Source organism: Chitinophagales bacterium (assembly GCA_020635995.1).
GTDB lineage: Bacteria > Bacteroidota > Bacteroidia > Chitinophagales > UBA8649 > JAFMKE01.
This window is the reverse complement of record JACJYS010000012.1, coordinates 1-13,624: the sequence shown is the minus strand read 5'-3', so window position 1 is coordinate 13,624 and position 13,624 is coordinate 1. Positions and strand designations below refer to the sequence as shown.

Sequence of the window (13,624 nt, the reverse complement as noted above, 5' to 3'; positions counted from 1 at the left end):
GAAAATAATAGAAATTAATAAATGCTCTTATTTCCACCCACCACCTAAGGCTCTGTATAGCTCTATAATGTTTAAACTTTGGTTTAGTTCAATATCCACCATATCTAACTCTGTACTTAAAGCATTGTTTTTAGCTATTATTACTTCTAAATAGCTTGCCATACCTTGCGTTTGTAATTCTTCAGAGTAGCTTATTGCCTTTTGTAAAGCATTGTTTTCCTGTACTTTATAAAAGTATTTGTTTTGATTAGCGTTGTAGTTAAAAATGGCATCATTTACTTCTCTATAAGCATCTAATACACTTGATTTATAATCTAACAAAGCAATTTCTTGTTCGCTTTCTCTTACTTCTTTTATAGTTCTTAGCTTGCGTTGGTTAAATAGCGGTTGTGTTATATTGCCTAAAATATTAGCAAATAAAGCATTTAAGCTAAACAAATCGCTAAAGTTTCTACTGTTTAAACCCAGCATGCCACTTATAGACAAAGAAGGGTAAAAGCTGGCTCTTGCTACATTGGTCATTTCAAATGCACTAATAAGATTGTATTCTGAAGCTAATACATCGGGTCTATTGCTTAACAACTCAATAGGAACGCCTAAGTTAAAATCGGTAGTAATTTTTTGTAGGTCTAAATTGCTTCGTTCTATTTCCTGAGGTACCATGCCAAGCAAAATGCTAAACATATTTTCTCTTACTTTAATAGAGTTTTCAATATCAACTAACATTCCTTGAGCATTTAACAGCAAGGCTTTATTTTGTTGTACAGCAACTTCTGTAGTGTTTCCCGCATCTTTAAGTGCTTGAGAAGTTTCTACACCTTCTTGTCTGTTTTTAATATTATCAAGTAGTACTTCACGTTTTTTATCTAAAGCCAATAAAGCAAAATAGGTAGATGCTACGTTGGCTATCAGTTGTGTTTTCACATATCTTTCGGCATTTTCAGCTTGCAAATATGTTGCTTTACTGGCATTTCTTTGGCTTCTAATTTTTCCCCAAACATCTATTTCCCAATTAAAAAATCCGTCTAATTTAATATCATCTACACGCATTCTGTCTGTAACAAAACGTCCCATAAAAGTTGCCATAGTAGGCGTACTTAGGTTATACTGCCCTTCTAATCCAATACTTGGAGCAAAAGCAGCTTTAGATTGTTTTAAGTAGGCTTGTGCTATCTCTATATTTTCTTCTGCTTTAAGTACATCTAAATTATTTTTTAAAGCGGTATCAATATAATTAATCAAAATAGGATCAGAAAATAAATTTCTCCAATTATAGTTAGCTAATTGATTGGTATCGGTACTCGCTATATTCGTTCTGTACGCCTCAAAAGTATAAGGGTCTTGGTGTTTGTAGGTTTTAGTAATAACTCCACAAGACTGAAAGAATAAAGCAAAAAGCAGGGTTAATATGGTAATGGATATTTTATTCATTTTCTTCTTCTTTTACAAAGTCAACAGGTTTAATTTTTTCTTGTATGGTTTGAAAAATAACAAACAAAACAGGTATTACTAAAAGACCCAAAAACGTACCTATGAGCATACCATAAGCAGCACCGGTAGCTAAAGATTTATTACCGTTAGCTCCAATTCCCGATGACAATACTAAAGGCATTAATCCTGCTATAAAAGCAAAGGATGTCATTAATATAGGTCTTAGTCTTTCTTTGGCTCCTAAAATAGCCGCTTCTATTATACTATTGCCATTTTTTCTTTCTTGCAAAGCAAACTCAACTATTAGTATGGCATTTTTAGCCAATAAACCAATAAGCATAATTAAGGCTATTTGGAAGTAAATATTAATTTCAAGTCCTGCTAATTTTTGCGATAGGAAAGCTCCAAACATTCCCACAGGAAGCGACAATAAAATACTGAAAGGCAATACAAAACTTTCATACTGAGCCGATAACAATAGGTAAACAAATATTACCACGATAACAAGAATCATAGTTGTTTGAGAACCCGAGCTAATTTCCTCTCTTGTTAATCCAGAGAAATCTATATCGTATCCGGCAGGCAGTTCTTTAGCGGTTTCTTGCACGGCTTTAATAGCATCTCCCGAAGAGAAGCCGGGAGCAGGTGCTCCTGTTATTGATGCGGCATTAAACAAGTTAAAACGACTAACAGTTTGAGGTCCATAAACTCTTTTTAAACTCACTAATTGAGTAATAGGAATCATATCGCCTTTGTTATTTCTGACGTATATTTTGTTTAAATCATTTTCAGTGGCTCTATCATCAGGTTTTGCCTGTACCATAACTCTAAATTGCTTTCCAAATTTAGTAAAATCAGCAGCATACACACCACCTAAATAGCCACTTAACGCACTAAATATTTCCGATGACTGAACGCCTTTTTTAAAAGCAACATCTTTATCTATAGTTAATTCAAGCTGAGGGAAACCTGTATTAATAGAGGATTGAGCATATAAAATCTCTGGACGCGCAACTAATTTTGCAATATAATTTCTGGAAGTTTCGTCCAGTTCTTTTACGGGTCTTCCGTTTTTATCTAAAACTTGTACTTCAAATCCTGCATTAAAACTAAAACCGGGAACACTCGGTGGCCCAAAAAATATCATTTTAGCTTCCGGTATGGTGGCTGCCATTCCAAACAATTTTTTGGTTATTGTTTCTATAGATGTTTCTTCGGTATTTCTATCTTCCCAGTCATTTAATCTAACAAAACCAATTCCATAATTGCTACCGGCACCACTTATAAAACTTCTTCCTGCCACAAAACTAACGCCATTTACACCTTCTATATGGCTTGCTTTTTCGTTCATTTCTTCTAAAATTTCATAAGTTCTGTCTAAAGAGCTTCCTGCGGGCAATTCTATATTAGCAAATAATATTTTTCTGTCTTCATTAGGTACAAAGCCCGTAGGCGTAGTTTTACTTACATAATAAATGCCACCTACCGATAACAGTAAAATAGCAAAAGCTACCCATTTGTGTTTTATGGTAAAAGAAACAGCCTGTCCGTATTTTTTAATCATAGAATCAAAAGCTGCATTAAATGCTATAAAAAAGCGTTGTAGAAAAGATGTTTTTGTAGCGTGTTCATCATCATCGTGATGTGGTTTTAAAAGTAATGCACTAAGCATAGGACTTAATGTTAAGGCATTTAGGGCAGAAATTAAAATGGCTATAATTAATGTTATACCAAATTGCTTAAAAAACACACCCGAAGGCCCCGGAATAAATGTAACCGGAACAAATACCGCAGCCATTACTAAAGTAATAGAAATAATAGCTCCACTAATGCCGTCCATGGCTTTGTAAGTAGCTTCTTTTGAAGTTTTAAATTTTTTGGTTTCCAATTTTGCGTGTACGGCTTCTACCACCACTATGGCGTCATCTACTACTATACCAATTGCCAATATTAAGGCAAAAAGCGTTAATAAATTAATAGAAAAACCAAATAAATTTAAAAAGAAGAAAGTACCAACAATAGAAACAGGAACAGCTATGGCTGGTATTAAAGTAGATTTAAAATCTTGTAGAAAAACAAGAACCACAATAAATACCAATACAAACGCTTCTAATAAAGTTTTAATAACATGCTCCATAGAAGCACTTAAAAATTCATTGGTATTGTAGTTTATTACATAATCTATACCATCGGGAAAGGATGCTTTTTTGTTTTCTAAGTACGTTTGAATTTCTTTAATAATAATTTGGGCATTAGAACCCGGAGTTTGATAAATACCAACAGAAAATGAAGGACTTCCTTCTGTTTTTCCTAAAACGCTGTATGAAAAAGCCGAAAGTTCTATATCCGCCACATCTCCTAATCTTAGTAGTTCGCCATTTTCGCCAGTTTTAACTATAATGTCTTTGTACTGTTTTTCTTCGTTATATTTTCCACTATACTTTATTACATATTGAAAAGCTTCGCCATTGTTTTCGCCTAAATTTCCAGGCGTAGCTTGTTGACTTTGGTCGTTAATAGCTCTTATAACATCTCCGGGGGTTAAACCGTAGTTTGCCATTTTTTCGGGGCTAATCCAAATACGCATAGAGTAGTTTTTTGCTCCAAAAACCGAAGCATCTCCTACTCCGCTAATACGTTTAATTTCGGGAATTATATTAATGTTTAGATAGTTTTGTAAATAAACATCATCGTATTTTGGGTTGGCAGTATAAAAACTCAAAAACATCAAAGCATCTGTTTGGCGTTTTTTAGTTACAACACCTGTTCTGGTAACCTCCGCAGGTAAAAGCGGTGTAGCTCTTGCCACACTGTTTTGCACGTTTACGGTGGCTATATCGGGGTCAATACCTTGCTTAAATAACACAGAAATATTGGCACTACCATCATTAGAAGCCGTAGAAGTAATGTAATTCATCCCTTCCACACCGTTTACTTGTTCTTCTATAGGAATAACTACACTTTCTAATACGGTTTCTGCATTAGCACCGGGGTAGCTTGCCGAAATTTGAACTGTAGTAGGAGCTATACTTGGGTACTGCGTAATAGGTAGTATGTTAATTCCAATTATGCCTAAGAAAACAATAAATATTGAAATAACAAGCGATAGAACAGGTCTGTCTATAAATCTTTTTATCATATTGATATTGTTTTTAGAATATGGTTTTAAAATCAATAATAGAATCTAATGGCAAAACTTGTGGCGTTATTTTCATTCCGTTTTGAGCATTTAAAATGCCTTTAGCCAAAATTTTATCTCCTTTGTTTAAGCCTTTATCTATTAAAATTAAATTGTTTACTCTGTCTAAAGGAGTAACTATTTCTGAATAAATACTATCATTGTCAAAAACTTTATAAGCATATACTTTCCCTTGCTGCTCATAAGTTGAAGATTCTGGAATTACTAAAGCATTTTTATATGTTTTAGGTACTAAAATAACACCTGTATTGCCACTGCTTAATAATCCATTGTTTTTAAAATCTACTCTTAGTTCTATAGTTCCTGTGTTTTTGTCTATTTGCCCGGAACTGGAAGTTATGGTGCCTTTTTCATCATAAATAGAGCCATCAGCAAGCCTTAAACTAACTTTTGGCAAACCTTTTAATTTATCGTTAATTGAATTGCCTTTAATATTTTTAAACAGACTGATGTATTGCTTTTCGTTTAGTGTGTAATAAGCATATAATGTGTTTATATCCGAAACAATAGTTAAAGGTTTAGGATCTTGCGGACTAACCAAACTACCTTCTCTATAGTTTATTCTTCCTACAATTCCATTTATGGGACTTCTAACTACGGCAAAATCTATATTTTCTACCAAGCTTTTGTAGCTGGCTTCAGCTTGAAGCAATTGAGCTTTGGCTTGCATTAATCTTGCTTTAGCGGTTTCTAATTGCACATTGCTTATAATGTTTTTTTCCACTAAAGGAATTAATTTATCTACTTCTACTTGAGCACTTGTTACGTTAGATTTTGCTGCTTCAACACTTGCTTCTGCGGCACTTGCATTTTGCGAAAGTATATTAGTTTCTAATCTAAATAAAACTTGTCCTTTAGCTACTTTATCTCCTTCATCAACTAATACTTTGGTAATATATCCCGAAATTTTTGGTCTTAATTGGTTATCATTTTTGCCTGTTATTTCTGTAGGATATTCGTCATAGCTTTCTATATCTCTTGCAGATACTTCTACTACAGGAAAAGGTCTTGCTTGTTGCTGCTGTGCGTTAGGTGCACCGCTTTCAGATGAGCTACAAGAAGAAAAAGCACTTAAAATAGCGAAAGAAAGTAATGAAAAATAAAGAATTTTAGGTTTAACCATAGTTTAAAGTATTTAGTAGTTTTAATATACAAGTAACTCTAACACAAGACTTGTTAGAATAATTTGATAAGGGACGTTAAAATTACGTTAAAAAATAAACTTTAGCTAAAAGACCTTTCTATTTTAATTGAAAATGAATGAGTAAATCTAATTTTCGGCTAAATTTTTAACGTAAACAACCACTCTAATTTGTCTTTCAGGGTGTTCACTTTGGTTTCTTTGCTGAATTATAGCTATAAAAGGATTGTGTCCACACTTTAAAAGTTTACTCATGGAGTAATTTTTTTCTGCTGGCACAAAGCCTATTTTGTGTTCATTGCAATATATTGCTACGGCATTTTCATCTTTACAATTGTCAGGTTCGGCTTTTAGAATAAGTTCTTTGCCCACTTTTAGTTTTTTAAAAATCATAGGGCCTTCATTATAAGTAAATCCGGCAATAAAAAAGCTTTTGTAATATTCGTTTTTCATGATAAATTATTTTTTACCACAAAATTATTGTAGCTAAACGCAGTGTATTTGCGGAGTGAAAAAAATATTGGATTGTTTAATGACTATCCGTAATGATAGCTATGAAGTATTTTACATTAACTTTTCTTCTAAAGAAAAATTACAAATCCCGTATGCTATCAAGCTAAGGTGCACTTTTATCTGACCTTAATCAAAAATACGTTAAGAAATGATGTGAAACAGACATCCAAAATGAATGAAATTATAAAACAATAAACAGACAAATTAGTATGCTCCTACAAATAAAAATACTTTAGGAAAACTAAAATTGAGCATACATTAATTTGTCCTCGTCTGTTTTATAGCATTTTAGTGTTTTTGATTACAGTCTTGACCTTTGGTTACCTTTGTGTCAAGACAAAGGTAAAAAGAATACAAACTGTAATTCAAATTACTTAAACGTCCCACTCTGCTATATTAAAGCATAAAGTATTGGTATAAAAACGGATAGTCATAGATTGTTTAATCCAATGGGGCATTTTGCTCCTATGAGTCATAACCCATTGAAAACAGAGTGTATTATTTGCTCTTCCACATTAAGTATTCTTTCAGAAAATCGTCTATATTCCCGTTTAAAACAGCATCTGTATTTCTATTTTCATAATTAGTGCGGTGGTCTTTTACACGTCTATCGTCCAGTACATAAGAGCGTATTTGAGAGCCCCATTCATTTTTCATTTTCTCTGCTTCTATTTTATCTCTTTCTTCCAGTTGTTTTTGCAGTTCTAATTCATAAAGCTGAGATTTTAACATTTGCAATGCTTTTTCTCTATTGCTGTGCTGAGAACGCCCTTCTTGACACTCCACTACAATACCTGTAGGTAAATGCCTAACTCTTACGGCTGTTTCTACTTTGTTTACGTGCTGCCCGCCTGCACCACTTGAACGGAAAGTATCCCATTCAATATCGCTGGGAGCTATTTCTATTTCTATAGAATCATCAACCATAGGGTGTACAAAAACAGAGGCAAAAGAAGTCATACGTTTTCCTTGGGCATTAAAAGGGCTAACTCGTACTAAGCGATGTACACCATTTTCGCCTTTAAGTAAGCCGTAGGCGTAATCGCCATCTATTTCAAGCGATACCGATTTAATGCCCGCCACATCGCCATACTGTTTATTTAATTCTTTTACTTTAAAACCTTGTTTTTCTGCCCACATAATGTACATGCGCAGTAGCATATCACTCCAGTCGCAGCTTTCAGTACCGCCTGCTCCTGCATTTATTTCTAATATAGCACTAAAAGCATCTTCTTCTTTATTTAAAGTAGATTTAAACTCTAATTCATCTATGGCTTCCATAGTTTTATTGTATGACGCGTCCAATTCATTTTCAGAAATTTCTTCCATTTCAAAAAACTCCTGCATAACATCTAAATCGTCTAATTTGGTTTTAACATCATCATAAAGTTTAACCCAATATTTTTGTTTGCTCATTTCTTTTAAAATGGTTTCAGCTTTTGTGGGGTCGTTCCAAAAATCAGGTTCTACAGAAATACGTTGAGCTTCTTCTATTTTTATTTTTCGGTCGGCAATGTCAAAGAAACCTCCCCAGAGCCACTACACGCTCACTAAGTTCGTTGTATTGTTCAGTTGTCATAGTTTCATTTTATAAATGATGGGTAAAGATACAGAATACCAATACTTGATACAAAATAGTTTAAATTATTTTGTATTGGCAATTGGTAATAGAACTCAGGTTATAAGGTAGATTGTAAATTAATAAATAGGAGATGTATATTTGCAGCGGCTTAAAAAGTAAAAAGCTCCACAGTGATGCGGAGCTTTTACCAAACCAAACCAACAATATGAAATATTGATAACACAAATATATGCATGCATTGCAAATTATAAGAACTAGTTTTTAATGAATCGGTATAAAAACATACTGAATCGGGAAATAATCAATTGAAACGGAAAACCAAATGAGTATAAAAGCACAACTGCCCAAAGGACTTAGAGATTTTTTGCCTAACGATGTAGCCAAAAGAAGCTATATTATTGAAATAATGAAAGGAGTTTTTGAACTTTTTGCCTATCAGCCTATAGAAACACCTGTAATGGAAGGCTTAGAAACTTTAACAGGGAAATATGGCGAAGAAGGCGATAAACTATTGTTTAAAGTGCTGAATAATGGTGATTTTTTAAGTAAAGTAGATAGTGCGATATTAGAAAATAAAGATTCTAATAAAGCAGTTTCTCAACTTTCAAAAAGAGGTTTGCGGTACGATTTAACAGTGCCTTTGGCTCGTTATGTGGTGCAAAACCAAAACGATTTAGTATTTCCATTTAAACGCTACCATATAGCACCCGTTTGGCGTGCCGATAGACCTCAAAAAGGTCGCTACCAGGAGTTTTACCAATGCGATGTAGATGTAATAGGTAGCAATAGCTTGTATAATGAAGTGGAATTAATGCAGATGTATGCTTTAGTTTTTGAAAAATTGGGCTTAGATGTTACCATTAGATACAATAGCCGAAAATTATTATTGGGTTTAATGCAGTTTTTAGGTTTAAAAGGTAATGAAACTCAAGGAATAAGCATTTTAGACAAGTTGGATAAAATAGGTTTAAATAAAGTTTTATTAGAATTTCAAGAAATAGGTGTTGCCAACGAAAATATAGCGGAACTAAAAAACATAATCAGCAATAATGATTTTAGTAAATTGCCTAATACAGAAATATTAGAGCAAGGAAAACAAGAAGTAGCTTTTTTGACAAATGCCAAAGTTTCTTTTTCAAAATTTGATATTAGTTTAGCTAGAGGATTAGATTATTATACGGGTTGTATTTTTGAGGTAGTATCTAATGAATACGAAATGGGAAGCATAGGTGGCGGTGGTCGCTACGATAATTTAACAGAAATGTTTGGCAAAAGCGATATGACAGGCGTGGGCGTTTCTTTTGGCTTAGAAAGAATATATGATATAATGGAAGCACTCAATAAATTTCCTGAAAATTTAAGCACTGCTCCTCAGCTTTTATTTGCTTATTTTGATGAAAAAGGGCAAGAAAAAGCTTTTGAAACCCTTTCAAAACTAAGAAATAAAGGTGTTAAAACAGAAATGTATCCCGATATTACAAAATTTGCTAAGCAAATGAAATATGCCGATAGTAGAGGAATAAATTATGTGGCTATAATAGGCGATAATGAAATAGCACAAAATAAATATATGCTTAAACAAATGAAAAGTGGCAAACAAGAATTAGTTGATTTTGATACATTAGTGAAACTATTAAAAGACTAAAGTTTTATGGAAATTGGTCATAAAGAACTTACTATAAATAGTATAAAAGAGCTTATAGAAGATAAAAATGAGATTAGTTTATCTAAAAAAGCTACTGAAGCTATAGTAAAATGCAGAGCCTATTTAGATAAAAAAATAAATGAAAAAGGCACTAAATATTATGGTATAAATACGGGTTTTGGTAGTTTGTGCGATGTTGAAATTCAAGAAGACCAAATTTCTGAACTGCAAGAGAATTTAGTGAAATCTCATGCTTGTGGAGTAGGAAAACCTATACCTAAGCAAATAGTAAAGCTTATGCTTTTGCTTAAAATTCAGAATTTAAGTTATGGACATTCCGGAGTTAGTTTAGAAACTGTACAGCGTTTAATAGATTTTTACAATAAAGATATACTTCCTGTTATTTATGATACAGGTTCACTGGGAGCAAGTGGCGATTTAAGTCCTTTGGCTCATTTATCACTGCCTCTTTTAGGTTTAGGAGAAGTTTATATTGATGGAGTTGCACAATCATCTGTTGTTTTAGAGAAAAAATATGCTTGGAAACCTTTAAAATTACAATCAAAAGAAGGTTTAGCATTGCTAAACGGCACGCAGTTTATGAGTGCTTATGGTGTTTTTTTGCTTATAGAAGCTAAAAAGTTATACCTTAAATCAAATAAAATAGCAGCTTGCTCATTAGACGCTTATAATTGTAGGTTAGAACCTTTTAATTTTTTGGTACATAAAATTAGACCTCACAAAGGGCAGGTAGAAACGGCAAAACAGATAAGAGAACTTTTAGAAGGGAGCGAAATAGCGAATCAAAATAAAGTACAAGTGCAAGATCCTTATTCTTTTAGATGTATTCCTCAGGTGCATGGAGCAAGTTTTGATGCCATACAGCATATTGCTCAAGTTTTTGAAACAGAAATTAATAGCGTAACGGACAATCCAAATATTTTTCCTGATGAAGATGAAATAATATCGGCAGGAAATTTTCATGGGCAAACCTTAGCTTTAAATTTAGATTTTTTAAAATTAGCCTTGGCAGAGCTGGGCAATATTAGCGAACGCAGAATTTATTTATTAATGAGTGGCAATAGAGGACTACCGGCATACTTAAGTCCAAATCCGGGTTTACATTCCGGTTTTATGATAGCTCAATATACGGCTGCTTCTTTGGTTTCAAAAAATAAGCAGTTAGCTACACCCGCCTCTATAGACAGCGTACCCAGCAGCAATGGACAGGAAGACCATGTGAGTATGGGAGCAAATGCAGCGGTTCAGTGCTACGATTTGTTAGAAAACGTGCAGCAAATTGTAGCCATTGAATCTATAGTAGCCGTTGAAGCACTCAAATACAGAAAACCGTTGAAATCATCTCAAAAAGTAGAAGATTTTGTTGAAAAATTGCGTATTCACATACCTGAATTAAAGCATGATAGGGTATTGCACTACGATTTATTAAAAGCTAAAGATTTATTGTTTTAAGCTACTCCGGATGATAAATTTTCTTAGCATTTTTGTAAATCTCATCTCTGTCTAAAGACATTTCTTTAGTTTCTTGCTTTCTAAATAAATCTGCTTGGTTAAAATAACTTTCGTCTTCTTCATGGTACGATTCGCCAAAAGGCACTAAAGTTCTTATTTCCTGAACGCCATCTTTACTAAAATTCACAAATTGGGTATAAGTATCGCCATATAAAGCTATGTATAAACTGTCTTGTGGCTTGCCGTAGTTTGCCGCCAAAGCATCGGGGTAGCCGGGCGAAGTAACCATTAAATCTCCTTTTTGGGCTTTAAATATTTTGCCTAACGGCACATGAATAGTACCATAATAATCTAAAAACCAAGCTTTTGCTTCTTTAATACCGTCAATAATTTCTTGATTGTTAATCTCTATTCCTGTTACAAATTGTTTATCTCCGTAGTGTTTTTTGGTAAATATTTTATCTATAGCCACTAACAGCATTGCGGCACTTTCATCTAAGCTGTCTGCTTCAAAATCCCACGCTTGTATCAAAGTAATAGCATCGCTTATTTCTGGGAAATCATTAGGATTCATTTCAAACATATAAGCCATTTGTTTGATTAAATAAGTGTTTTTTGAGTATTTATTGTCAAATTTTATAGCTTGAAAATCCTCAAAATTTATTTTATCTTTTTCGCCCATTTGTTCTATTATTCGCAGTGCTCTGTTGTTATTGCTCGGTCTGCCATCTACATAAGAAGGAGAAGCATTTTTGTAGGCAATATTCAGTTTACTATCGCTTTGAAAAGGTGTATTGTTAGTATTAAAAACATAGCCATCTTTAGGATTTTCATTGTGTGGAAGTTCATCTAAAGTATGTAGTCTTTGCCACACCACGTCAGAAGAGTTGGCATTAATGTATGGCAGTTTTGTTAAGCTGTCATTTCTGTATGGAATTTGCCCATAACTTACGTAGTAAATATTGTCATCTCTATCGGCATAAACTATATTAAACATACTTACTCCAAATATATTTAAAGCTTCTTTAAACTCTTTAAAATTTGTGGCTTTATCCATTCTATACCATTGCAAAGGAGCTGTTATATCATAAAAAGCAGGGTATTTAAAAGCATAATAATCTTTTGATTTTGTTGATTTTATAACGGCACCTAATTCACTCCAATACGATTTTTTCTTAACTGGCAAAACCAATTTTTTGCCCACACGAACTTTTAGCCAAAATTTGTTAGTTTCTAATTTTTTCCATTCTCCGTTATACAAATAAGTATTTTTCTTTTTAGGGTGCATTTCAAGTTTGTATATATCGCCTTGGTCAAAATAATTCCATGTCATTCCCCAGCCTAAATGTTCATTATTTCCCATATAAATTGAAGTTCCTCCAAAAAACAATGCTCCGTGCATATTTAAACCTTCGTTGCTTACTATATGAGCTTCGTAAAAAGAGAAAGTACCTAACATTTGCATGTGCGGATTAATACATAAATAAGTATTGCCGTCAATGGTTCTGGTGCTATTTACGGCAAAAGCGTTAGAACCTTTTCCTGTAGTGGGAATTTCGTCTAATTTGCCGTTATATATTTTGTCTAAAGCTCCGCTGGCATCTGTTAAAAAAGACATAACGGTAACGTAGGTTGCCAATATATCTTTAGTAGTAATGGGAAAAGAACCTTTAACTATTACTTCATCTTTGTGTAGTTCGGCATAGCGATTAATACCTTGTACATAACCATCTATATATTTTAAAAAGTCTTGAGGAAGTGTATTGTAATCTCTTTCTACTATTTCGGTAGCACGTATTACGTTAGCAAAAAAATCGGCTTTAGCTCCATCTATACCTTCTTGTTTGCCTTTCATTTTTTTACCCACTATCAGCAAATCTTGCATTTCTTTAAAAGCATCTTCAGCATTTGCCCACGCCAAACCATAAGCCGCTTCAGCATCGGTATTGCCAAAAATATGAGGAACACCCCATTCATCTCTAACTATTTCTACATCATTAGGATTTATTTTAGGAAACTCTTGTGCATTAACTATTAACAGGGCAAAGGTGCTGAATATCAGCGTAATGGTTTTTTTCATTTTGTTTTATTCTAATTTTAAAAGGAATTTTTTATGTAATGTATTTTGTCTTGTATTCGGGTTTAAAAATAATAAGCTTAATCTTGTAACATTAAAATCTTCAAAGCTTTTAACTTCTTTTATTATATATTTTTGTTCAATTTCTTTTTTCCCGTTTTCATCGGTAAAAATATAAACGTCTTTTTTGTAATCTTCGTTGGTAAAATTTGGAACAATACCACCATTATAATAATGAAAAGCTCTGAAATAAATATTTTTTTGAAACAGATTCTCTTTAGGAATTTTTTGTTTATTAATGTAAAAAGCAACTTGCGAGCTACTTTGATATTTTAATAAATTGGGATAAGCAAAACCATTTAAAATGGCAACGGCTATTATAAAAAACAACATACTTGAATACAGTATTTTTTTTTTTATACCTTTTCGTTTAAAAATATAAAGAAGAACCAAAAATTGAGCTACTACAAGAAAAATATAAAGTAAAATGTTGGCATTAAAAGCATAAAGCAAAGCATAAGGTGTTAGCAAAAGTGCCATAATTACAATACTTTGCATTGCCA

General features: G+C 33.0%; 9 protein-coding genes. 2 read left to right on the top strand and 7 right to left on the bottom strand.

Going from position 1 to position 13,624, the window contains the following annotated elements; all coding sequences use genetic code 11:
• Positions 1-27: 27 nt before the first annotated feature.
• From H6578_12300 to prfB, 5 genes are all read right to left on the bottom strand, one after another.
• A complete protein-coding gene (locus H6578_12300) occupies positions 28-1,431 on the bottom strand; it encodes an efflux transporter outer membrane subunit (protein ID MCB9227934.1) in 1,404 nt (467 codons plus the stop codon).
• Positions 1,424-4,570: an efflux RND transporter permease subunit gene (locus tag H6578_12295; GenBank protein MCB9227933.1), complete on the bottom strand. Its 3,147-nt coding sequence runs from the start codon at positions 4,568-4,570 to the stop codon at positions 1,424-1,426. The genes H6578_12300 and H6578_12295 overlap by 8 nt, the downstream gene beginning before the upstream one ends.
• A 13-nt stretch (positions 4,571-4,583) precedes the next feature.
• Positions 4,584-5,753: an efflux RND transporter periplasmic adaptor subunit gene (locus H6578_12290; GenBank protein MCB9227932.1), complete on the bottom strand. Its 1,170-nt coding sequence runs from the start codon at positions 5,751-5,753 to the stop codon at positions 4,584-4,586.
• A gap of 147 nt (positions 5,754-5,900) precedes the next feature.
• Entirely contained in the window at positions 5,901-6,224 is a 324-nt protein-coding gene (locus H6578_12285) for an HIRAN domain-containing protein (GenBank protein MCB9227931.1), read from the bottom strand.
• Positions 6,225-6,782: 558 nt separating this feature from the next.
• A protein-coding gene (gene prfB / locus H6578_12280; protein MCB9227930.1) for a peptide chain release factor 2 occupies positions 6,783-7,863 on the bottom strand; the annotation gives its coding sequence in 2 pieces (ribosomal slippage) (positions 6,783-7,814 and positions 7,816-7,863; 1,080 coding nt in all).
• A gap of 325 nt (positions 7,864-8,188) precedes the next feature.
• Between prfB and H6578_12275 the strand changes: the two genes are divergently transcribed.
• Positions 8,189-9,511: a histidine--tRNA ligase gene (locus H6578_12275; protein ID MCB9227929.1), complete on the top strand. Its 1,323-nt coding sequence runs from the start codon at positions 8,189-8,191 to the stop codon at positions 9,509-9,511.
• Between the two features lie 6 nt (positions 9,512-9,517).
• Positions 9,518-10,984, top strand: coding sequence for a histidine ammonia-lyase (gene hutH / locus H6578_12270; protein MCB9227928.1), 1,467 nt, complete (start codon positions 9,518-9,520; stop codon positions 10,982-10,984).
• A gap of 1 nt (position 10,985) precedes the next feature.
• Here the strand turns inward: hutH and H6578_12265 are convergent, their stop codons facing one another.
• Together H6578_12265 and H6578_12260 are read right to left on the bottom strand one after the other, a co-directional pair.
• Entirely contained in the window at positions 10,986-13,064 is a 2,079-nt protein-coding gene (locus tag H6578_12265) for a penicillin acylase family protein (GenBank protein MCB9227927.1), read from the bottom strand.
• A 6-nt stretch (positions 13,065-13,070) separates the two neighbouring features.
• A partial coding sequence (locus tag H6578_12260; protein ID MCB9227926.1) for a hypothetical protein occupies positions 13,071-13,624 on the bottom strand: 554 nt, incomplete at its 5' end.

Coding starts and splice junctions, on each gene's coding strand:
- H6578_12275 (MCB9227929.1), top strand. CDS start 8,189: ATGAGTATAAAAGCACAACTGCCCAAAGGACTTAGAGATTTTTTGCCT.
- H6578_12290 (MCB9227932.1), bottom strand. CDS start 5,753: ATGGTTAAACCTAAAATTCTTTATTTTTCATTACTTTCTTTCGCTATT.
- H6578_12265 (MCB9227927.1), bottom strand. CDS start 13,064: ATGAAAAAAACCATTACGCTGATATTCAGCACCTTTGCCCTGTTAATA.
- hutH (MCB9227928.1), top strand. CDS start 9,518: ATGGAAATTGGTCATAAAGAACTTACTATAAATAGTATAAAAGAGCTT.
- H6578_12285 (MCB9227931.1), bottom strand. CDS start 6,224: ATGAAAAACGAATATTACAAAAGCTTTTTTATTGCCGGATTTACTTAT.
- H6578_12300 (MCB9227934.1), bottom strand. CDS start 1,431: ATGAATAAAATATCCATTACCATATTAACCCTGCTTTTTGCTTTATTC.
- H6578_12295 (MCB9227933.1), bottom strand. CDS start 4,570: ATGATAAAAAGATTTATAGACAGACCTGTTCTATCGCTTGTTATTTCA.